We start from the raw sequence: 21,302 nt of genomic DNA on the forward strand, positions 1-21,302 counted from the left end.
GGGCCTCCCGATGGCGGGTTCCCGATCGGTGCCGGACGTCCGCCAAAGACCATTCTCCCCCGAGGATAGATCCGGCGAGGGCGAAACCTCGTCGAAACATTCCTGTCGAGAAAATTTATACGCGTGGGAGAAAGCGCGGTGCAATAGTGACTGTTGGCACTACTGTCGTCGTCCAGTTGTGCATTGCAAACGCAAGGGGGGATACTGTTAAGCGAGAACCGTGCCATGTAGCATCCCAGTCGAACTGGGCGGCACTTCTCGGACGTCCGGCGCGGGCCTATCCCTTTCCCGGCGGGGCTACGGTATTCACACATCTCGCGGGATGCGCGGGTCCCCTCTCCTTCCAGGAGAGGGAGTCCGTCGCGCTTCACGCCGAACCCGCTTTGATAGAGCGCACAGCCGTTAAGCCGAGGGGGGATCCAGTCGCTTGCGGGGCCGGGGATCGTCCTCGTCCGGCGTAAAGGAGCTTGGGGCGGGGCGCGGGTCGACTTAACGTGCGGGGCCGCGAGGCTGGACGCCTCGACGACGCGCCTGCTTCATAGGGAATGGCACCGTTTCAGGATGAAGGACGAACCGATCCGGAGCGGACCCGATCCGCTGGCCACCGCCGAATGGTACGGTCGCTTCGGCGACGTCGCCGCCTCCATCGGAACCGAGCGCTTTCACCGGAACCTGCTGTCCCTGTTCGCCCTCTGCGTGAAAAGCGATTCGGGATGGATCATCCGGTATTCGCGCGTGGCCCCGCCCGACGTGCTGTACACGACCGGGGTGCCGAGCGAGATCGTGGATTTCTACAACAGGAAATGTCTGACCATCGATCCCTTCTCCCTCTACTGGAAGAACGGCGGCAAACCGGGCATCCTGACCCTGTCGGAGATCGGGAGCACCAGCCCGGAATCGATCCTCTACGGCAAGATATTCAGGCCGGCCGCGAACATTTCCGACGAGCTCGGCATGTTCTTCTCGACGGTGGGGCATTGCTGCTTCGGGCTGTTCCTCGAACGGGAGCGCGGCGTCTTCTCGGAAAGTGATATCCGGCGGGCCAAGCTGGTCTTTCCCGCTCTTGAAGGATGCCACAGGAGCCATCTCGGCCATCTGTTCAGCAATCTGCGCTACACCGACGGGACGCAGGCGGACGGGTTGGTCAACCGGCCGACCCTGATCCGCGACCGCCACGACGTGGAGGTGTTCGCCAACGAATCCTGGAAGCGGGCCGTCCAGTCGGATGTCTCGATCCTGCCGATGCTCGAGACCCTGGCGCATTCGGACGCCATCCGGACGGTCCATGCGCGAGATCACGTGATCACATCGGAGGTCTTCGACCGCGACTTCGCCCTGGCGCCGGGCGGCCGGATCTTCATGCTCGGGCCGAAACCCGCCATGCCGGACGAGTCGGTGGGCTATCGGGCGGCGGCGGAGGTGCTGGTGGCGTTGACCCCACGGGAGCGGGACATCCTGACCCTCACGATGAAAGGCCAGGCCACGGGCCAGATCGCGCAGAGTCTGGCGATCAGCAAGGGCACCATCAAGAACTGCAAGATCCGCATCTACCGGAAGGCGGAGGTCACGTCCGAGCGCGATCTGATCAAGAAGTTCAGCCCGTTCTTCCCCTCGGCCTGAGGGCTTACGGCATTCACATCATTCGTAGGATGCGCGGCTCTCCTATCCCTTATGGGGGAGGAACTGGTGGAGGTGGTGGCCCCGTCAGCCTCGGCCGAGTGAGGGTCGCCCAACCACCCCCGCTCCTAACCTCTCCCCACAAGGGGGCTGTCGGATTCACACATCTCCTCGACGGCTATTTTATCCAGCCGATGACATCGACATGAGGCGCGACAGACTCCCTCTCCTGGAAGGAGAGGGGACCCCCGCATCCCGCGAGATGTGTGAACAACGTCGTCACGAGGGGGAGAGGGACGCCGCTTGCTCACTCAACCGCACGGCGGCGGGAAGTCGTCGCTCCGCTCAGGCGGTCCGTTCGTCGGCCGGATGGGTGCGCAGGCGCATCGGGTCGTAGAACGGCGTCCGCACCACGTTGGCCACCAGCGTTCCGGTCTCGGTTTGGATCTCGACCTCCGTGCCGAGGGCCGAGAGCTCCGGCGGCAGGTGGGCAAGGCCGAGGGACTTCATCAGGTGGCGGCTGTAGGTGGTGCTGTTGACCGTGCCGACCTCGCGTCCGTCCTTGACGATCTTGGCACCCGGCGTCACCGCCTCATGGTGCAGGATCTCGAGGCCGACCTGGCTGAAACGCTCGGTGCCCTTCCGCGCCACCAGGGCGGCCTTGCCGCGAAAATCCGGCTTGTCGAGGTCGACGGTCCAGGCCAGACCCATTTCCCACGGCGTGGTGTCGGATTTCGGCATGTCGAACGGGAAGAACAGCAGGCCGCCTTCCACGCGCACGATGTCGAGGCAGTCCCAGGAGGCCGCCACGATGCCGAAGGGCTCGCCCGCCTGCATGATCGCGTCCCAGATGGCGACGGCGTCCTTGGCGGCGCAGAACACCTCGTAGCCGCGCTCGGCCGAGTAGCCGCCCCGCGCCAGGGACACGTCGCGGCCGAACAGCGTCGTGCGGACATGCTCGAAATACTTCAGCGTCGGTAGGTCGAACGGGGTGTGCGGCGCGAGGATAGCGAGGGCCAGCGGTCCCTGCAGCGACAGGATGTGGACGTCGTCATCGCGGGCCGCCTCCACGGCGCGGCCTTCGGTGAATTCGGGAAGGACGTCTTCGAGGCTGCCGCCGCCATGCGAGACGCGGAAGGCCTGCGGCCCGTCGCGGTAGACCAGCACGTCGTCGATCAGGGAGCCGTTCGCGTCGACGATGTTGCTGATGGCCGATTTGCCTTGAGCGATCTTGCCGACGTCGCTGGTGAGCATCGCGTTCAGCATCGCTTCCGCGTCCGGGCCGGAGACGTTGACGATGCGAAGGCCCGAGACGTCGAACAGGCCCGCCCGCGAGCGGACGATGGTGGTCTCCTCGTAGCGGTCGGTGCTGTAGGATTGCGGGATGGGCATCCCGTTCCACTCGGCATCGAGGGTCGAGCCCAGGGCCAGGTGGCGCTCGTTGAGGGCCGACTGGCGGGGAAGGTCTGTGTAGCTCATGGCGGCTGTCCCTTAGCGTTCCGTTTTTTGATTGGGCGGGATCGGGGCTCGTCCCGCGGGCGGGCTGCCGGGGCGAACCGCCCGGCAGCCCGGTTCGATCAGAGCTGGAAGAACCAGTTCGAGAGGAGGAGCACCACGACGCCGGCGGCGAGCGTCAGGTAGGGCAGGATTCCCGCCCGCCGGCGGCTCACCATTCCCTCGGGGCCGACATGCAGGTCCTCGTACATCTCGGCCGGGAACTTGCCGCCGTCCTGGACATAGTGGCGGTAGCAGAAGACCGGGATGATCAGGGCGGCGGTGACGAGGCCGGCCCAGAGGGCGATCGGGTTCCAGACCTTCGCGCCCGCCCCCATGAAGATCACGTTGACGAAGGCGAAGACGCCGCCGAGCACCAGGATGACGGTCGGTGCGCGGTAGGGGCGCGGGATATGCGCCGAGTCGATGCGGTGGATCCAGGCCGAGTTGAGGTTGAGGAAGTTGAAGATGATGTAGCCGCAATTCGACACGGCCAGGATGAAGAAGAAGCTCGTCGCATCGGCACAGGCGATCGCCAGGATCGCGAGGTTGAAGACGAGATCGGTCCACATTGCCCGCGTCGGCGCGCCGTGCTCGTTCACATGGCTGAGGTAGCGCGGCAGCCAGCCATCGGCCGAGCCCTGATAGAGGGTGCGCGAGGACCCCGCCATGGCCGTCATGATGCAGAGCACGAGGGCCAGGATCATCAGCATGACGAGGAAGTTCTCGACGATGGGACCGCCGCCGACCATGTGCGCCAGTGCGGCCGCCACACCCGACCCGTCGACGATGGAGGCCTCCAGCATCCCCTCGACCCCGAGCATGCTCTGGAAGGTGAAGGGCACGAGGGTGAACAGCAGGAGGCAGAGCACGCCCGAATAGAAGATCGCCTTGAACGTATCCTTGGCGGGATCACGGAACTCGCTGGTGTAGCAGATCGCCGTCTCGAACCCGTAGGTCGACCAGGCCGCGATGAACATGCTGCCGAGGACGAGCGTCCAGCCCGTGATGTTCCAGGCGCCCGGCGCGGGAGCGGCCGGTGCCGCCAGGGGGACGAGCGGAGAGAAGTTCTCCCAGTTCACGCCGTGGATCAGCAGCGGGACCACGCCGACGATGAACATCGGGATGATGACGAGGAGGCCGATATACTTCTGGACGTTCGCCGTTCCGAGAATACCGCGGTGCTGCACGGCGAAGACCGCGAGCATCAGGGCGGCGCCGATGAAGAAGGCCAGGTTGAGGGAGAGCGAGACCGGGCCGAGGGTGGTGGTGAACAGGGTCCAGGTGCGGATGCCGGGCGCCACGGCCGCGATGGCCGCCGTCACCTTGTCGGCATCGGCCATCTGCAGGGCGGCGCCGTTGGAGGCGAGCCATTGCACCACGGCCGGCGACGTGGCCGTCGGCTGCGGCGCCACCGCGTTGATGATGTAGGAGGCCGCGATGGAACAGCCGAGGGACAGGACCGGCGACCAGGCGAACCAGTTGCACCAGACCGAGAGGGGCGCCACCAGCTTGGTGTAGCGGACCCAGGCCGCGGCCCCGTAGACCGACGCGCCCCCCGACTTGTTCGGGAACAGGCCGGCGATCTCCGCATAGGTGAAGGACTGGATGAAGCCCATGATCATGGAGAGCGTCCAGATCAGGAAGGCGAGCTTGCCCGTATTGCCGGCAATGCCGCCGACCGAGAACAGGACCAGGGCGGGAACGCCGCTCGCGACCCAGAACGCCCCCGTCCAGTTGATGCTGCGATGCAGCTTGCCGTCTTCGGCCGTTCCGGTGGCGGGGGACGTGAAGCCCGCCACGGGCTTTGCCGAGGATGCCAGTCCGGTGCTCATGATTCAGCTCTCCATTGGTCGTATTGAGGGTTCGGTCCGGATCGACCCGTGCCCTCGTCGAGGTCGTGATCCCGGGGCGATGTGGTCCCGCGCGGTCCCGGCAGGGTCGAGTCGCACCCGGAGCGTCGTCCGTGTCGGGGCGCCGTTCCCGCAGGTGAGTCGCCGCTGCAGAAGGTTGTCAGAATGGCGTTCTAAGTGTCTCTCACGAACATTCCGCCGTACCGTCTTGTCAGGGGCGAGAACCGGTGCTGGTGAAAAGTTCCACGAGGGACACTAAGCTATGATCATGCTTGTCGAGGCGTCGCCGACAACATGGAAAACTCCCATCGTTGCGGAGACGGTCATACGAAGTCTATCCGGATAACCAGGGTGCCGGGACCGCCGGGGCGCACCTTTCATGGGAGTCGGACGCACCACGTGAGCGGAAGGCTGCCGATCGCGCTCCTCAAATTCTCTATAGGAATAATCATTTCTCTTCGGTTGAGCCGCTGTCAAGCGCTATTGCGGCTCCCCCCTGAGCGAACAGTGGAATTGCATCGAAATTTTCCAGGGGATTTGATTTTCGAGCAGATATGACCAGTAAATAGGCATGGATGTTTGTCGATCGCGGGCATGACAAGAGATTGGGCCGAGCCGAGCCTTCCCGATTCGATGGGGTCGCCGGCGGCCTCGTGCTCGATCGCGCGCGTTCCGCAACCATGGACATCTCGCACGGAATGTGCGGCCCATGACGGCAGCGGGTGCTAAAACAATCGTCCGGCGCCCATCGAAGCGGCATCCGACCGATCGGCCGGGACTTCAGTCGAAAACGGCGATTGACATTGTTGTTCTCTTGGAGAAAATGAAATTCTCTTAAAGAACAGACCTGTTGTGCAAGTGGTAGACAGGTCAGGCTCTAGAGGCTTGGCCGAGGTCGTTCCCCCGGTTCGGCGCGGTCCGCTGCCGGCATGGATCGGGCCATAACTGGTCTTTGAGCTGGTTTTTGGGCCGGCCGCCGCACCGCCCATTGTCGAGACGAGGTCGATGTCAGATCAGTCCATCAAGAGCCGACCGGTCTATCAATCGCTGGCGATGGATCTGTCCGGCTTGCGCCACCTGTTGGTGTCGGATTCGCCCGCCTATCGTTTCGAGGCCCCGCCCGACAGGGAGGTGGAGGTCTGGTTCGTGGTCGCCCCCGACCAGGAGGGCCGGATCCCACCTTCCGAGACTATGCACGAACGAGGGTTCCGTTCGCCGCGACACCTCATCGATCGCCTCGACCATCGCCTCGCGCAGGAGCGCATGGGTCTGCGGCTCTACGTGAGCGGAACCGAGGACTTCCTGTGGGATGTCTTCAACACGGCGCAGCGCGCGGGAATGACCAAGCAGGAGATCTTTCAGTGCCAGTCCGGTACACGGGCGCGGCGCGTGGCCTGCGTCCATTGCAGGACCTTCAACCACGGCGTGACCACCACCATCGTCCGATGTGACGGCTGCGGTGCCAACCTGTTCGTGCGGGATCATTTCTCGCGGCGCCTGTCGGCCTTCATGGGGGTCAAGATCGATGCCGAGGTCGCCGGCGAAGTCCCTCCGGCAGAGCAGGCCTATTCATGATCCTCGACGGCAAGCTGGCGGCGCGCGTCGCCGAGATCGAACTCCTGAACCCGACGCTGAAGCGGTTCCGCTTCGTTCCCGAGAGCGGCGGGGCGTTTCCCACATCGCCCCCGGGGGCCCATGTTCTCGTCACCCTGCGGGGGCCGGACCGGGTCTGGCAGAACGCCTATTCCCTGGTGACGCCCCCCGATCAGCGCGATCACTACGCGATCATCGTCCGCCGTGTTCCGGACTCGCGTGGCGGCTCCCACTTCCTGCACGATTGGCTGACGATCGGTGACGCCGTCGAGCTGAGCGCGCCGGCCAGCCTGTTCCCGATCGCGTCGCTCGCCCGCAAGCACATCCTGATCGCCGGCGGCATCGGGCTGACGCCGTTCCTGTCCTACCGGCCGGTCCTGGCATTGCGCGGCTCGGCCTACGAACTGCATCAGTTCTGCGCCCCCGACGAGGTCGAGACCTTCCGCGCCCTGCTCGGCTCCGAATCCACGGGCGTCCACGTCCATGGCGTCGGACGGGGGGAGCGGCCGGATCTCGCCGCCATCCTCGCCGACCAGCCTCTGGGAACCCATGTCTATACCTGCGGGCCGCAGGGCCTGATGGACGCAGTCGAGGAGACGGCGCGCGGCCTCGGCTGGACGCCGCATGCGATCCACCGCGAGAGTTTCGGCGGGGACAAGGGCGGCGAGCCGTTCACCGTCACCCTGGCGCGGTCCGGCCGGTCGATCGCGGTCGGGGCGTCGCAGACCCTGCTCGAAGCGCTGGAGGGCGAAGGCATCGAGGCTCCCTGCCTCTGCCGGGGGGGCGCCTGCGGCGTCTGCCTCCTGCCCCTCGTGGACGGCATCCCCGATCATCGGGATCACGTCCTGTCCGATGCCGAGAAGGCGGAGGGGCGCCTCATCGCGACCTGCGTCTCGCGGGCCAGATCCGGGACCCTCGTGCTCGATTTTTAAGACCGGACGACCGCGTGGCGGCGGGACTCCGCCGAACGCGCCGATGCCGGCCATCGCTCGGGATCGGTGCGACTTGGTAAAGGGAAGCTGAGATGGGTATTCAGTTCAAGACCGACGAAACCTTCCGGGACGACTTCTCCTACCGGAACAGCGACACGGCGGTGCTTCGCTTCCCGTTTCCCTTCGGCGAAGACCGATACATGTACTCGGTCAATATCGAGCCGCATGTGAAAGCGGGCACGTCGCCGGTCTTCGATCACGCGTTCGACGTGGACGAACATTACGTCGCCGAATGCCGGGAGCGCGCGATCGTCCTCGATCACGACCCGAAGCGATGCCAGGTGCTGCCGCACATGATGCCGGCGCAATGGGACACGCTCGAACTCCTGATGGAGAGCCTGTCGACGGATTACCCCGAGCATTTCAGCCTGACGCGGGACGGCACCGCGTGGCACTGGATCAACCGCCCCCTGAACCTCGACCAGCGTTTCGTCTTCGGCGACGCGTCCACCCTCCCCTGCGCGCCGTTCGAGTACATCACCCGGCAGGCCCAAGGGGACTTCACCCTGCAGGATCAGCGGGACGACAACCTCTACGTCGATGGCGGCATGGTCACCACGCAGGCGGATTGGTCGCTGGAATTCGATATCGGGATGAGCTTCCACGAGTGGCACGGGCCGGTGCCGCTGGCGCATGAGATCGGGGTGTTCGACCGGGCGCTGCAATACCTCCTGCGCTTGCAATACGGGCATCCCGTCCGTCGGCTGAACTGGACGATGACGATCAACCCGCGCCTCGACACGTCGCCCGAGAATTATCCCGATTGGGGGCCCGACCGCACCACCGTGACGGCGGAGAACATCGCGGGCAAGCTCCACCTGCGCGTGGAGCTGCAGACCCTGTTCCGCCTGCCGCGCTCCAACGCGATCCTGTTCGGGATCCGCTGCTACCTGATCAGCCTGCAGGATATCGAGCGTGTGGAGAAGTGGCGCAAGCGCCTCCACCGCGTCCTGGCGAGCCTCCCGCCCGAACTCGTCGAGTACAAGGGCCTGACCCGGTTCCACGGACTGGCGCTGTCCCGCCTGGCCGCCCTGGACGACGGGGCGCCCCTGTCCCTCGGCATCCAGCCGGACCAGGCCCACCTGCCGGCCTGAGGCGGCCCCGCGCGCTTCGGGGGCACACCGTTCGGGAGCCGTCCGGCGACGTGAGGGAGAATGGGCGATCGGGTTCTCGCCGAGGCCGAAGCGCGCCGGCACGCCCCGGCCGAGCGCGACACTCAGATCGATATCCCGGCCTTGGCGTCGATTACGCACAGGCTGCGGTGAGGTCGTCCCAGAGCCGATCGGCCGCATCGTTGCGGCAGTCGAGGGAGCGGAACAGCCTGATGTCGATGGGGATGTCGAACTGTTCCGGGCCGGCGCGCACGAGGCGACCGCGCGCCTGATCGTCGGCCGCCAGGGTCTGCGGCAGCCAGGCGATGCCGTGTCCGTTCCGCGCCATCGTCATGAGCGTCGCCGCGAGGTGCGAGGTGAGTGCCGTCGCCGAATGGGTCGGCTCGCGATCCGGGCAGGCCGCGATGATACGCCCGAGCCCGGAGGCCTGGCTGTATCTGAGATAGGGCAAAGGAGCGTCGGGCGTTCCCGGCAGTGACCATGTCGCCCGGCCGTCCGACCTGGGCGCGCAGAGGGGAACGAGCAGGTCGTCGCCCAGGGACAGGCTGGGGAAACGCTCCGCTTCGAACCGCGTCCGTGCCTCCGGGTGATGGTGGCACAGGAGGAAGTGGACCTCGCCGGCGAGCATGATGGCTTCGCAGGCCTCCATGCTGTCGGAGATCAGGTTGAGGGTGCCGAGCGTCTGATGATGCATCAGGCCGCGGACCCAGTTCGGAAAGAACGTGAACGACAGGGCGTGGGTCGCCGCGATGGAGAGCGTCGCCGTATCCTCGGCGCCCACCGCCCGCGCATCGCGTCGTGCCCGCTCAAGGCCGCGCGTCAGCTCCTGGGCGGCCGGCTGGAAGGTCAGACCGGCCGGCGTGAGCGCCGCCCCCTGCGCGCCACGGGCGAACAGGGGCGTGCCGACCCAATCCTCGAGGGCACGGATGCGCCGGCTGAAGGCCGGCTGCGTCACGCTCCTCGCCTCGGCCGCGCGGGAGAACGTCTTCTGCTCCGCCAGGGCGAGAAAGTCCTTCAGCCAGTCCAGGTCCATCGATCAGCCAGTGTCGAGCCCGATGCCATCCGCGCATAGCGCGCACCGAACATGGCATTGGCCGAGCGACGGTGTCCAGGCGTACGGACGGCATCAGTCCCCGCAAGAGGGAACACACATCAAACCGCCCGCTAAGCGGCCGATCAGGAGGAAACAGATCATGAAGTCATGGCTTAGCCGACTCTATGTTCAAGTCTTCATCGCGATCGTCATCGGCGGGTTCGTCGGGTATGTCCTGCCCGACGTCGCCGTGACGCTGCAGCCCCTGGCGGACGGCTTCATCAAGCTGATCAAGATGCTGCTCGCGCCGGTCATCTTCGGCACCATCGTCGTCGGCATCGCCAAGATGGGCAACCTGAAGGAGGTCGGCCGCATCGGTGTGCGCGCGCTGATCTACTTCGAGGTGGTCTCGACGCTGGCCCTCGTCATCGGCCTCGTCGTGGTCAACGTCATGCAGCCCGGCGTCGGCATGAACATCGACGCCACGCAGATCGACGGCAGCGCCATCGCCGCTTACGCCAAGCGGGCGGAAGCGCAGCCCGGCATCGTCGGCTTCTTCATGGACATCATCCCCTCGACGATGGTGGATGCCTTCGCCAAGGGCGCCATGCTGCAGATCATCCTGATCTCGCTGCTCTTCGGCCTCGCCCTGGTTCAGGCGGGCGACCGCGGCAAGCCGGTGGTCGTCGTCATCGACAGCCTGCTGGACGCGCTGTTCCGCATCGTCGCCATGGTGATGCGGCTCGCCCCCATCGGTGCGGGTGCCGGTGTCGCCTTCACCATCGGCAAGTACGGGTTCGGCACCGTCTGGTCCCTCGCCTACCTCATGCTCGGTGTCTACGCCACGTCGATCCTGTTCGTCGTGCTGGTGCTCGGCTCCGTCTGCGCCTGGACCGGGTTCTCGCTCGTCAAGGTTCTCGGCTTCTTCAAGGACGAGATCCTCATCACCTTCGGCACCTGCTCCACCGAGGCCGTGATGCCGCGGATGATGGCCAAGCTGGAACGGGTGGGCTGCGAGAAGTCGGTGGTCGGCCTCGTGCTGCCGACGGGCTACACCTTCAACGCCGACGGCACCTGCATCTACCTGACCATGGCGGCGATCTTCGTCGCCCAGGCCACCAACACGCCGCTCGGCATCGGCGACCAGCTCGTCGTCCTGGGCGTGCTGCTCCTAACCTCGAAAGGGTCGGCCGGTGTCGCCGGGGCCGGGTTCGTCACCCTCGCCGCCACCCTGTCGAGCATCCACACCGTCCCGGTTGCCGGCCTCGTCCTTCTGCTGGGCGTCGATCGCTTCATGAACGAGGCGCGGGCGGTCACGAACCTGATCGGCAACGCGGTCGCCACCATCGCCGTCGCCAAATGGGAAGGCGCCTTCGACCTCGCCAAGGCGGAGGAGGCCTACCGCAACCGGGCCGCCGTCGCCTCCGAGGACGTCGTTCCCGACACGGAGCCCGGGCATGCCCTGCCCCGCCCCGTGGCGATCGCCCACTGAATCCGGCGACCGCTTCCGTCCCCTGCCATCCCCGTCCCCTCACGCGAAAACCTTCGCGTCTCAAGGAGAGCCACCATGCGTATCGTCGACGTCTGCGAGGTCACCAAGCCGATCTCCTCGCCCATCCGCAACGCCTATATCGACTTCTCGAAGATGACCGCCAGCCTCGTCGCCGTCGTCACCGACGTGGAGCGCGACGGCCGCCGGGTGGTGGGCTACGGCTTCAACTCCAACGGCCGCTACGGCCAGGGCGGCCTGATCCGCGAGCGCTTCCGGAACCGCATCCTCGAAGCGGATCCCGCGAGCGTCCTGAACGAGGTTGGTGACAATCTCGACCCGCACAAGCTCTGGGCGGCGATGATGACCAACGAGAAGCCCGGCGGCCACGGCGAGCGCTCGGTGGCGGTGGGCACCCTCGACATGGCGATCTGGGACGCTACCGCCAAGATCGCCGGCAAGCCGCTGTTCCGGCTCCTCGCTGAGCAGAAGGGCGTCGAGGCCAACCCCCGCGTCTTCGTCTACGCGGCCGGCGGCTACTACTATCCCGGCAAGGACGACACCCAGCTGCGCGCCGAGATGCGCGGTTACCTCGACCGTGGCTACAATGTCGTGAAGATGAAGATCGGCGGCGTGCCGATCGCGGAGGATCAGCGCCGCATCGAGGCCGTGCTGCAGGAGATCGGCTCCCAGGCGCAGCTCGCCGTGGACGTGAACGGCCGCTTCGACCTCGAACAGGGCATCGCCTACGCCAAGATGCTGCGCCAGTACCCGCTGTTCTGGTACGAGGAGATCGGCGATCCCCTCGACTACGCCCTGCAGGCCGCGATCTCCGAGTTCTATCCCGGCCCGATGGCGAGCGGCGAGAACCTGTTCTCGCACCAGGATGCCCGCAACCTCCTGCGCTACGGCGGCATGCGGCCCGACCGCGACTACCTGCAGTTCGACTGCGCCCTCTCCTACGGCCTCGTCGAGTATCTCCGCACCCTCGACGTGCTGGAGCAGTTCGGCTGGTCGCCCAAGCGCTGCATCCCGCATGGCGGGCACCAGATGTCGCTCAACATCGCGGCCGGGCTGGGGCTCGGCGGCAACGAGAGCTACCCGGACCTGTTCCAGCCCTATGGCGGCTTCCCGGACGGGGTGACGGTCGAGGACGGGCACATCGTCATGCCGGAGCTTCCCGGCATCGGCTTCGAGGGCAAGTCGGACCTGATCAGGGTCATGCGCGACCTCGCCGAGTAGGCCGCGACCGATCCGTACGGGGCTCGACCCGGCCCCAGGCGGGTCGGCTCCGGGTTGCGGTCCCCCCTCCGGTGGCGGAAACCACAAGGCGGCTTCGCCCCAGAGCGGGAGCGCCACCGCCACGCAACGCGCAACTGCGAAGAGGCCCCATGACCGTGCATGCGAAGGCGGAGATCCTGCTGCCGCATGTGGGCTCGGCCGCCCATCACATCCGCCGCGCCGTGGGCAACCTCCTCGTGGACAATCTCGTTTCCTGGTTCGAGGCTCGGGGGCCGCTGACCCCCGTCGCCGAGACGCCGTGGCCGCCGAACGCCGCCTGATCCCCGAACCCATCCGCGGAGAGCCGATCCCATGACATCACGCCACTATCGCATCGCCGTCATTCCGGGCGACGGGGTCGGCAAGGAGGTTGTGCCGGAGGGCGTGCGCGTCCTCGAAAAGGCCGCCAAGCGCCACGGCTTCACCCTCGCCCTCGACTGGTTCGACTTCGCCAGCTGCGATTATTACGAGCGGCACGGCCGCATGATGCCGGAGGACTGGAAGGCGCAGATCGGCGGCCACGACGCGATCTTCTTCGGGGCCGTCGGCATGCCGGACCGGGTGCCCGATCACGTCTCGCTCTGGGGTTCGCTGATCCTGTTCCGGCGCGAATTCGACCAATACGCCAACCTGCGCCCCGTGCGCCTGATGCCGGGGGTGAAGAGCCCGCTCGCCGACCGCAAGCCCGGCGACATCGATTTCTGGGTGGTCCGCGAGAACACGGAGGGCGAATACTCGAATGCGGGCGGGCGCATGTTCGCCGGCACGGAGCGCGAATTCGCCCTGCAGGAGACGATCATGACGCGCCACGGCGTCGACCGCATCCTGAAATTCGCCTTCGACCTGGCCCAGAGCCGCCCGAAGAAGCACCTGACCTCGGCCACCAAATCCAACGGCATCTCGATCACGATGCCCTATTGGGACGAGCGGGTGAAGGAGATGGCCAAGGCCTATCCGGACGTGGCCTGGGACCAGTACCATATCGACATCCTGACCGCGCATTTCGTCCTCAACCCCGACCGGTTCGACGTGGTCGTGGCCTCGAACCTGTTCGGCGACATCCTCTCCGATCTCGGCCCCGCCTGCACCGGCACGATCGGCATCGCGCCGTCGGGCAACATCAACCCGGAGCGGCTCTTCCCCTCGGTGTTCGAACCGGTACACGGCTCGGCCCCCGACATCGCCGGCCAGGGCATCGCCAATCCCATCGGCCAGATCTGGTCCGGCTCGATGATGCTGGAGCACCTCGGCGAGCACGAGGCCGCCCGGGAGATCGTCACCGGGATCGAGCGCGTCCTCTCCGAGCGCACCCTGCGCACCCGCGACCTCGGCGGCAACGCCGATACCGAAGCCTGCGGCAGGGCGGTGGAAGAGGCCCTCGGATAAGGGCGACCGACGTTCTGGTGAGGGTGATCTTTTCAATGGTGGTCTCTGGCAGTTTGATCATGCGCAACCTGCGAATACAGGGTGCCATGATGTCTGCGCGGTTCGGCGATGCGTGGACCGCAGCGCCATGATCGTCTGCAACCAGGGATAGTCTCGTGAAACCGCAGATCACCGGTGGCGGCACGTCCGCCGGAACCGCCCTCGCTTTCGTCGCCGGCTTCGTCGATGCGGCGGCCTTCATCGCATTGACCGGCCTGTTCACGGCTCACGTCACCGGAAACTTCGTCCTGATCGGCGCCGAACTGATCGCCAGTTCGACCGGCGTCCTGGCAAAGCTCCTGGCGCTGCCCGTCTTCATGGGGGCGGTGGCGGGGGCCCGCATCCTCGGGCTGCTCCTGGAGCGACGGGATGCCGATCCCCTGCCCTGGCTGCTCGCCGTCGAGGCGGCCCTCCTCGCGGGCTTTGGCCTGTGTGGGACCGTGTTGTCGCCCCTCGATGCGCCGGACGGCGCCCCGGCCCTGGCCGTCGGCATGCTCGCCGTTGCGGCCATGGGCGTGCAGAACGCGATCGGCCGTCTCTCCCTCGGTCATCTCGCCCCGACGACGGTGATGACCGTGAGTGTGAGCCAGGCCGTCATCGACGCGACGGATCTCGCTCTCGGAACGGCCGGGAACCGCGCTCAGACGCGCGCACGGTTGCTGCGCGTGCTGCCGGCCATCGTGGCCTTCGCCGCGGGCGCCTTGTGCGGAGCCTTCGGGATCGCCCATCTCGCTTTCGGCTGCATCGCGCTGCCGTTCCTCGTGCTCGTCGTCTTGACTGTCCTGGCGATGGCGCCGGCCGATGGGACCACCGCGCCGTGAGACAGTGAGGCCGGCCCGAACGTCTCCCCTCCGCCACGACGCGAGCGACATCCCGAATCGATGGACGGCCCCGATGTGTGCAGAGCCGTACGTCGGCTGCTGGGCGATGAAACGACCTCCGCTTGCGACCCGTTGCCGACCCTCGAAAAGTCGGCTTTCCGGCCGCTGAGAGGAGGATCGTGGCCAGTGCGGTAAGCTTCTGCATGAGAGGCGGTATGGCCCGGATTTCCGCTGGAACTTACCCTGACCGATTCGTGGTGGCCGCCAGCTTTCACGGCGGCAATCTTGCGACTGACGCGCCCACGAGTCCTCACCTGTTCGCGCCAAAGTCGACGGCCGAGATCAACCTCGCAGCGGCCGAGAACGACGGCAGCTACCCGCCCGCAATGGCCGCGCGGTTGGAGAGCGCCCTCATGCAGGTCAACGTGCGGTAGACGACGCAGCTCTATCCGGCCGCGTAGGGTTGGATGATGCCGGACACTCCCGTCTACGATCACGCCGCCGCCGTGCGCGGTTGGGGCGAAATGCTCGCGCTCCTCACCCGGTCCATACTTCGACTCAATCAATCCAATGTGCCCCTGCGAGGGTTGGCGAAATTGCAGCGCAAGACATTCCCGGGTCTCAATGATCTATCTTTAGTGCAAATTCGGTAAATCATCGCAAATTACGCCGTAATCAACTGTGGTCCGCTGCCGCTATGGCAGACTGATCGAAGCATAATGAGATGCACAACTTAATAAATAACATTGATTAAAATCATCGTCGTCTATTTTAGTTGCATTTATCGATAAGCACTTGCTGCTGATAGTCAAAAAATTTGCAGCTCGCATTAAAGTTGTTTCAGTTTTGCTTAACTAAAGGCTGTCAACGAGAAGGGGAATGCGAACAACGCATCGTGGGGACAGCTACGTGCCGTTTTTTAATACTGATCTGCGTGCGCTTATGACCGCGGTCGACAAGTCTACAGCCCGGATCGAGTTTGCTCCTGACGGCACGGTGCTCACTGCCAACACTCTATTTCTCGACCTGATGGGCTATAGCCTTTCCGACCTGAAGGGGCAGAACCACGTTCGTTTCGTTTCTGCCGCGGAGCAAGGCAGCGAGGCTTATCGCGCGTTCTGGGAGGCGTTGCGCCATGGGGAGCCGCAGACGCGCGAGTTCAAGCGTTTCGCGAGGGATGGTCGCGAGGTCTGGATCCAGGCCACATATAATCCCGTCCTCGATCGTGCCGGACGTGTGATCCGAGTGGTCAAATTCGCGACAGATGTCACCAAGCAGGTATTACGCAACATCGACCATGACGGACAGCTCGGAGCTCTGCAGCGCTCACAGGCCGTCATCGAGTTCGCGCTCGATGGCACGATCCTGGATGCCAACGCCAACTTCCTTTCGGCCGTGGGCTACGCGCTCGACGAGGTCCGAGGTCGTCATCACAGCATGTTCGTGGAACCGGCCGAGCGCGAGGGTGAGGCCTATCGTGAGTTCTGGTCCGCTCTGGGCAAAGGCGAGTTCAGCTCAGGGGAGTTCCGGCGGATTGCCAAGGGCGGTCGCGAGGTCTGGATCCAGGCAACCTACAATCCGATCCGTGATCGGGATGGTGTTCCGATCAAGGTCGTGAAGTTCGCCACCGACATTACCGGGCAGAAACTGCAGGTAGCGGATGCAATGGCTCAGCTGGCGGCCGTCAATCGCTCACAGGCCGTCATCGAGTTCGCCCCCGACGCGACGGTCCTCGATGCCAATACGAATTTCCTGAAGGCGCTCGGCTACGGAATCGAGGAGATCAGGGGGCGACCGCACGCCATGTTCGTGGAGCCAGGCTACGCGCAGACAACGGACTACGCCGCGTTCTGGGACCGCCTGAGAGGCGGCAGCTTCTCATCGGGCATGTTCCAGCGCTTCGGCAAGGGCGGCCGTGCCGTGTGGATCCAGGCCAGCTACAACCCGATCTTCGACCCGAGTGGCCGATTGATCAAGATCGTCAAATACGCTTCCGACGTCACCGCCAACATGGAGGCGCGGTCGGTCGCCGTAGAGGCAGCCGAGCGCACACTCGATCACGTTCAGGCGGTCACGGATGCGGCGGACGCCATGAATGCGTCGGCGCTTTCGATCTCTCGCAGCATGATTCAGTCCAAGACCGTCGTGGACGACATCCATGGTCGAGCCGGCGAGGCGGATGCCGCAACCGAGCGGCTACGTGCGGCAGCGCATTCGATGAGCGGCGTCGCTACGATGATCACGGACATTGCGCAACAGATCAATCTGTTGGCGTTGAACGCGACGATTGAGGCGGCACGGGCCGGCGAGGCAGGGCGCGGCTTTGCGGTGGTCGCGACAGAAGTGAAGAACCTAGCTGGTCAGGCCGCAGCGGCCACGAACCGGATCAGCAACGAAATTACTGGCATGCAGGCTGTCTCGAGCGAGGTCGCGACCACCTTGGCCTCGATCACTGCGGCGATCGGTACGATCAGCCAGCATGTCGATGGCGTCACTGCCTCGATGGATGAGCAGGCGCACGCCACGGGTGAGATCCTGGCCAGCATGCAGCAGGCTGCCGACGGTGTGTCGAGCATCAGCACGGGCTTGGACAATTGGACCATCGGGATGGAGGAACGGCGCGCTAATCGCCGAACGCGTATCCTGCTGCCTGCTCACATTCATGTCTCGGACGGCGGCCGCATCGCCTGCTCGATCCGCGACCTGTCGGACGGCGGCGCACGGTTGCATGTGCGCCTGCATACCACGGTGCCGGAACGGTTCGTCCTCATCGTCGATGTCGACGGACGCCGGTTCGACTGCCTCGTACGGCATCGCCTCGGCGCAAGCATGAACGTGCAGTTCCTTCAATCTTCGGATGCCAAACCTGCGCGTGCCGTCGGCTTTTAGAGCTTGCGTCCCTGGCGACCTAAAGTGCCTCACGAAACTCCCACTGCGCCGTCATGCTCGGAGCGGGAACCGACCGTGATCGGAAGTTCGTGAGGCACTCCTACAGCAGCGCGTGCTGCACGCATTCACCCGGTGTCGCGTCCCGGCCGCGCGTTCGGCAAGGCCGTTCGGCGCGATCACCGATCTCTTCGTCCGGTGGCGCCGCAAGCTCGCACCGGGCGCAGAGGCCGACGGGCCTGTGACCACGGCCCGCTCCGGGGGGAGGCTCCTTGAAAGCCCGCCCCCGATGCCCGCGTCAGACCACCAGCAGGTCCGAGGCGGTGAGCGCCGGCTTGCCGAGGAGGGTCGCGAGCAGGATCGCATCGTGGGCGCTGCCGGAGCCGTCCGCGTCGTAGAAGAGATGGCCCTTGGCCGCGTCGTAGACGATGCGGTGGTCTTCCGTGGTCGCGGAGCCGAGGGCGAAGGCCTCGTCCGGCAGCTGGCCGGCGGTCAGGGCCGTGAAGACGTCCGCATCGAGGGCGAGCCTGTCCTCGCCGTGGCTGAAATCGACGATCCGGTCCTTCTCGCCGGGCGCGGCGAGGACATCGAACACGAAGGTGTCGGCCCCGGCATCGCCGCGCAGGACATCCGTCCCCGCGCCGCCGGTCAGGATGTCGGCCCCGTCGCCGCCGAACAGGCGGTCGTCGCCCGCGCCGCCGAGGAACTGGTTGGCCCCGGCATCGCCCCGCAGGGAATCGGCGAAGGCCGAGCCTGTCACGATCTCGAAGCCGGAGACGCCGCCGGTGCCCGTGGCCCGGCCGCTGTCGATCACCACGCGTGCCGACGCGCCGAACTCCGAATAATCGAGCGTATCGGTGCCGTCGCCGCCCAGGCTCAGGCCGCGGATGGCCGAGCCCGTCTCGATGGCGAGCGTATTGTCGCCGGAGCCGAACTGGATCGCGGTGCCGCCGGCGCTGAGGATGCGGCCCGCATTGACGATCACGTCGTCGAGCGCGCTGACGATCTTGATGGCGATGCCCGATCCGCCCTGGATGAGCCCCGCATTGTCGATGCTGGTCACGAACGGCGCGTCCCCCTGCGACGAGTCGTCGATCAGGATGCCGAGGCCGGCGCCGTAGATCCGCGCGCCGGCGAGGTTGACGATGTCGCCGCCGCCCGCCGCGATGCCCTCCGCCGTGTTGGGCAGGCCGTCGGACCCGGTGCCGCCGGCGCCGAGGCCGCGGATGGTGCCGTGATTCTCGATTGTCGCCCGGAAATCGATGTCGATCCCGTCGCCGTCGCCGTCATTGATCCCGTCCGGGCCGCCGCCGTCCTCGGCACCGGGCGTCGCGCCGTTGACGTCGGAGCCGGCCGCATCGGCGAAGGAGCCCGTGATCATGCCGTGATTGATCACGGTGGCCGTGCCGTCGGAGCCGATGCCTGAGCCGTTGCCGCCGAGGATGCGGGCTCCGGCCGCGTTCGTCACCGTGACGAGGCTGTCCTCGCCCATATTGATGCCGTGGCGGTCGCCGAGGATGGCGCCGCCGGCCGCATTGCGGATCGTCCCGCTCGCCCCGTCCTCGAACTGGATGCCGTCGGCGCCCTGGATGTAGCCGGCGGCCGAGCCGCCATTGATGGTACCTCTGTTGACGAGATCGACGGTCGCGCCGATCTTTACGCCGTCGGCTGCCAGAGCCAGCAGCGATCCCGCATTGTCGATCTCGGCGAGGAACGCGCCCGTGGTCGCGGCGAGGTCGAGGGCCTGGCCTGTGCTGGAGACGATGGTCGAGCCGGTCTCCGTGGTGATCGTGAGCGTGCCGGCGGCGACGGAGCCTGCCGAGATCTGCACGGCGTCGTCGACGCTGAGAATGTCGCCGCCATTGTCGATCGTCGCGGTCAGGGTCGCGCCGACGCCGCTCTCGAAGCGGATCGCCCGGCCGCCGCTGGCGGTGTTCTCGATCAGGCCGTCGTTGCGGATTTCGGCGCCGTCGGGGGCGGCCGTAAAACGCACGGACTGTTTGTCTGCGAAGACCGAGAGGCTTCCGTCCACCTGCAGGGTGTCGCCGCCCGCGAGGTCGAGGCGAGCGGTCTGCGTCGTGCCGGTCGCGACGGAATAGGCGGTCATGCGGTCTCATCCTCGGCCGGACGCGCCCGGTTGAGGGCGGACGTCGAAATCATCGGGCGTGGCGGACATTAGGGGGGTCGGATGACGCTCGAACGACGGTGCGCGTGGCGGTGGATGTTTCCGGATTCCGGGGGCGCTCGACCCCTACACCACCGGCACGCCGCGTCCCTTGGCATGCTCGGCCGGCTCCACGTGGATGACGACGACGGCCCCCTCGATGGCGCCCTCGATGGCACTCTCCAGGCGGTCGCAGATGTCGTGCGAGTCCTTCACGGTCATCTCGCCGGGCACCACGAGGTGGAAATCGATGAAGGTCGCCTGCCCGGCATGGCGCGTGCGCACGTCGTGCGCCTCCAGCGCCCCCTCCCCGTGATCCGAGATCAGGGTGCGGATCTGGGTCACCATCTCGGCGGGTGCCGCCTTGTCGAGGAGACCGCTCACGGAATCGCGCACCATGGTCCAGCCCGACCACAGGATGTTCAGGGCGACGAGGCCGGCGATGAGCGGGTCGAGGATCAGGGTTCCGGTGACGGCCACCAGGGCGACGCCGATCAGGACCCCGCCCGAAGTGACCACGTCCGACATCACATGGCGCGCATCGGCAACGAGGGCGGGCGACCGCCACGCCTTGCCGCGACTGAGCAGCGCCACGGCCCAAACCCCATTGACCGCCGTGCCGACCGCGCTGACGGCCAGCCCCAGAATCGGCGCATCGAGGGGCTTCGGGTCGAGGAGGCCGTAGTAGGATTCACGCAGGATCAGGATCGCGGCCACGATGATGAGGGCGCCCTCGATCACGGCCGAAAAATACTCGGCCTTGTGATGGCCGTAGGGGTGGTCGTCGTCGGCCGGTGCCGCGGCCACCCGGAGGGCGACGAAGGCGAAGGCCGCCGCCGCCACGTTGATGATGCTCTCCAGCGCGTCTGAATAGAGCGCGAGACTGCCGGTGAGCCAATAGGCGGCGAATTTGAGCGTCATCACGAAAGCGCCGATTCCGGCGCTCGCGAGAGCGGCTTTCTGGGTGCGGTCCATTTCCGGTGCCGATCCGTGACGGGCCCGCCGGGTGAAGGAGCAGGGCGTGGTGCTAGGCGGCCCCGCCCATACGATCATCCCCGGCGAGAAGGCCACGGCAAAGGTTGAACCCACCGGTGAAGGGTTTAGTCGCGGCTATGTCCGGGGCTCGCCCTCCTGCGATCCGGGCACTGCGCTCGCCTGCCGCTCCGCCTCGCGAGTGGCGCTGCGTGCCCCCTGGGCTCGTGCCCGCTCGGCCTTGCGCGCATAGGTCCGGGCCATCCACCCCCAACGGGCATTGGCCGCCATCACGTCGAGACGCCGGGCTTCGCGCTCCCAATAGGACACCAACTGCGAATCCAACGTGACCCGGCGGCGCTGAACCTTGATGTTTTCAGTCATTATACGATCCGGATGTGAGCAAGATTGTTTGGATACCACGCCGATTTGCTTCGGAGGGGTCAAGGTTGTTTTCAACGTAGATCTGTAACAAGGCGACGCGTGTGAAGGTTGTGGGCCCGCGAAGAACTGCGAGCCACGCAGGCTACGCATTGTCAGCCTTCATCCGTCGCGCCGCCTCCGCCTGCG

General features: G+C 66.0%; 16 protein-coding genes and 1 pseudogene. 11 read left to right on the forward strand and 6 right to left on the reverse strand.

What is annotated here, in order from left to right:
* Positions 1-561: 561 nt before the first annotated feature.
* Positions 562-1,620, forward strand: coding sequence for a helix-turn-helix transcriptional regulator (locus FPV16_RS16670; RefSeq protein WP_227439501.1), 1,059 nt, complete (start codon positions 562-564; stop codon positions 1,618-1,620).
* A 342-nt stretch (positions 1,621-1,962) separates the two neighbouring features.
* Here the strand turns inward: FPV16_RS16670 and FPV16_RS16675 are convergent, their stop codons facing one another.
* Both FPV16_RS16675 and FPV16_RS16680 read right to left on the reverse strand, forming a co-directional pair.
* Entirely contained in the window at positions 1,963-3,096 is a 1,134-nt protein-coding gene (locus FPV16_RS16675) for an aminomethyltransferase family protein (RefSeq protein ID WP_227439502.1), read from the reverse strand.
* Between the two features lie 98 nt (positions 3,097-3,194).
* Positions 3,195-4,946 carry an APC family permease gene (locus FPV16_RS16680; RefSeq protein WP_227439503.1) on the reverse strand — a complete coding sequence of 584 codons (1,752 nt, stop codon included), beginning with the start codon at positions 4,944-4,946 and terminating at the stop codon, positions 3,195-3,197.
* Between the two features lie 1,023 nt (positions 4,947-5,969).
* On the opposite strand from FPV16_RS16680, the gene FPV16_RS16685 reads away from it, so the two are divergent.
* The 3 genes from FPV16_RS16685 (at position 5,970) to FPV16_RS16695 (ending at position 8,643) form a co-directional block, all read left to right on the forward strand.
* Complete coding sequence (locus FPV16_RS16685) at positions 5,970-6,539, forward strand: dimethylamine monooxygenase subunit DmmA family protein (RefSeq protein ID WP_227439504.1); 570 nt, start codon at positions 5,970-5,972, stop codon at positions 6,537-6,539.
* Positions 6,536-7,489, forward strand: coding sequence for a PDR/VanB family oxidoreductase (locus FPV16_RS16690; RefSeq protein WP_227439505.1), 954 nt, complete (start codon positions 6,536-6,538; stop codon positions 7,487-7,489). The genes FPV16_RS16685 and FPV16_RS16690 overlap by 4 nt, the downstream gene beginning before the upstream one ends.
* Positions 7,490-7,581: 92 nt before the next feature.
* Positions 7,582-8,643 (forward strand): heme-dependent oxidative N-demethylase family protein, encoded by a 1,062-nt coding sequence (locus FPV16_RS16695; RefSeq protein ID WP_227439506.1) that lies wholly within the window; start codon positions 7,582-7,584, stop codon positions 8,641-8,643.
* Positions 8,644-8,794: 151 nt separating this feature from the next.
* Here the strand turns inward: FPV16_RS16695 and FPV16_RS16700 are convergent, their stop codons facing one another.
* Positions 8,795-9,694 (reverse strand): LysR family transcriptional regulator, encoded by a 900-nt coding sequence (locus FPV16_RS16700; RefSeq protein ID WP_227439507.1) that lies wholly within the window; start codon positions 9,692-9,694, stop codon positions 8,795-8,797.
* Between the two features lie 160 nt (positions 9,695-9,854).
* Between FPV16_RS16700 and dctA the strand changes: the two genes are divergently transcribed.
* The 7 genes and pseudogenes from dctA to FPV16_RS16735 all read left to right on the forward strand — a co-directional run bounded on the left by dctA (position 9,855) and on the right by FPV16_RS16735 (position 17,599).
* The gene (dctA, locus tag FPV16_RS16705) at positions 9,855-11,186 is read left to right on the forward strand and encodes a C4-dicarboxylate transporter DctA (protein WP_227439508.1); all 1,332 of its coding nucleotides are present in this window, start codon (positions 9,855-9,857) and stop codon (positions 11,184-11,186) included.
* Between the two features lie 75 nt (positions 11,187-11,261).
* The gene (locus FPV16_RS16710) at positions 11,262-12,425 is read left to right on the forward strand and encodes a mandelate racemase/muconate lactonizing enzyme family protein (RefSeq protein WP_227439509.1); all 1,164 of its coding nucleotides are present in this window, start codon (positions 11,262-11,264) and stop codon (positions 12,423-12,425) included.
* 173 nt (positions 12,426-12,598) lie between these two features.
* A pseudogene (locus tag FPV16_RS16715) lies at positions 12,599-12,745 on the forward strand (2-hydroxyacid dehydrogenase); the annotation flags it as partial.
* A gap of 31 nt (positions 12,746-12,776) precedes the next feature.
* Positions 12,777-13,850: a tartrate dehydrogenase gene (locus FPV16_RS16720; RefSeq protein WP_227439510.1), complete on the forward strand. Its 1,074-nt coding sequence runs from the start codon at positions 12,777-12,779 to the stop codon at positions 13,848-13,850.
* 155 nt (positions 13,851-14,005) lie between these two features.
* A complete protein-coding gene (locus FPV16_RS16725; protein WP_227439511.1) occupies positions 14,006-14,710 on the forward strand; it encodes a YoaK family protein in 705 nt (234 codons plus the stop codon).
* A gap of 179 nt (positions 14,711-14,889) precedes the next feature.
* Positions 14,890-15,144, forward strand: coding sequence for a dienelactone hydrolase family protein (locus FPV16_RS16730; RefSeq protein WP_319802248.1), 255 nt, complete (start codon positions 14,890-14,892; stop codon positions 15,142-15,144).
* A 508-nt stretch (positions 15,145-15,652) separates the two neighbouring features.
* On the forward strand, positions 15,653-17,599 hold the full coding sequence (locus FPV16_RS16735; RefSeq protein WP_227439512.1) for a PAS domain-containing protein: 1,947 nt from the start codon (positions 15,653-15,655) through the stop codon (positions 17,597-17,599).
* A gap of 295 nt (positions 17,600-17,894) precedes the next feature.
* Here the strand turns inward: FPV16_RS16735 and FPV16_RS16740 are convergent, their stop codons facing one another.
* From FPV16_RS16740 to FPV16_RS16750, 3 genes are all read right to left on the reverse strand, one after another.
* Positions 17,895-19,703 (reverse strand): calcium-binding protein, encoded by a 1,809-nt coding sequence (locus tag FPV16_RS16740; protein ID WP_227439513.1) that lies wholly within the window; start codon positions 19,701-19,703, stop codon positions 17,895-17,897.
* A 144-nt stretch (positions 19,704-19,847) separates the two neighbouring features.
* On the reverse strand, positions 19,848-20,735 hold the full coding sequence (locus FPV16_RS16745) for a cation diffusion facilitator family transporter (protein WP_227439514.1): 888 nt from the start codon (positions 20,733-20,735) through the stop codon (positions 19,848-19,850).
* Between the two features lie 135 nt (positions 20,736-20,870).
* Positions 20,871-21,116, reverse strand: coding sequence for a hypothetical protein (locus tag FPV16_RS16750; RefSeq protein ID WP_227439515.1), 246 nt, complete (start codon positions 21,114-21,116; stop codon positions 20,871-20,873).
* Positions 21,117-21,302 lie beyond the last annotated feature (186 nt).

The sequence above is a fragment of the Methylobacterium sp. W2 genome (assembly GCF_020662345.1).
In the GTDB taxonomy this organism is placed as follows: Bacteria; Pseudomonadota; Alphaproteobacteria; order Rhizobiales; family Beijerinckiaceae; genus Methylobacterium.

Bases quoted from the DNA above. Each gene is read 5' to 3' on its own strand.
- FPV16_RS16670 (WP_227439501.1), top strand. From the start codon at position 562: ATGAAGGACGAACCGATCCGGAGCGGACCCGATCCGCTGGCCACCGCC.
- FPV16_RS16675 (WP_227439502.1), bottom strand. From the start codon at position 3,096: ATGAGCTACACAGACCTTCCCCGCCAGTCGGCCCTCAACGAGCGCCAC.
- FPV16_RS16680 (WP_227439503.1), bottom strand. From the start codon at position 4,946: ATGAGCACCGGACTGGCATCCTCGGCAAAGCCCGTGGCGGGCTTCACG.
- FPV16_RS16685 (WP_227439504.1), top strand. From the start codon at position 5,970: ATGTCAGATCAGTCCATCAAGAGCCGACCGGTCTATCAATCGCTGGCG.
- FPV16_RS16690 (WP_227439505.1), top strand. From the start codon at position 6,536: ATGATCCTCGACGGCAAGCTGGCGGCGCGCGTCGCCGAGATCGAACTC.
- FPV16_RS16695 (WP_227439506.1), top strand. From the start codon at position 7,582: ATGGGTATTCAGTTCAAGACCGACGAAACCTTCCGGGACGACTTCTCC.
- FPV16_RS16700 (WP_227439507.1), bottom strand. From the start codon at position 9,694: ATGGACCTGGACTGGCTGAAGGACTTTCTCGCCCTGGCGGAGCAGAAG.
- dctA (WP_227439508.1), top strand. From the start codon at position 9,855: ATGAAGTCATGGCTTAGCCGACTCTATGTTCAAGTCTTCATCGCGATC.
- FPV16_RS16710 (WP_227439509.1), top strand. From the start codon at position 11,262: ATGCGTATCGTCGACGTCTGCGAGGTCACCAAGCCGATCTCCTCGCCC.
- FPV16_RS16720 (WP_227439510.1), top strand. From the start codon at position 12,777: ATGACATCACGCCACTATCGCATCGCCGTCATTCCGGGCGACGGGGTC.
- FPV16_RS16735 (WP_227439512.1), top strand. From the start codon at position 15,653: ATGACCGCGGTCGACAAGTCTACAGCCCGGATCGAGTTTGCTCCTGAC.
- FPV16_RS16740 (WP_227439513.1), bottom strand. From the start codon at position 19,703: ATGACCGCCTATTCCGTCGCGACCGGCACGACGCAGACCGCTCGCCTC.
- FPV16_RS16745 (WP_227439514.1), bottom strand. From the start codon at position 20,735: ATGGACCGCACCCAGAAAGCCGCTCTCGCGAGCGCCGGAATCGGCGCT.
- FPV16_RS16750 (WP_227439515.1), bottom strand. From the start codon at position 21,116: ATGACTGAAAACATCAAGGTTCAGCGCCGCCGGGTCACGTTGGATTCG.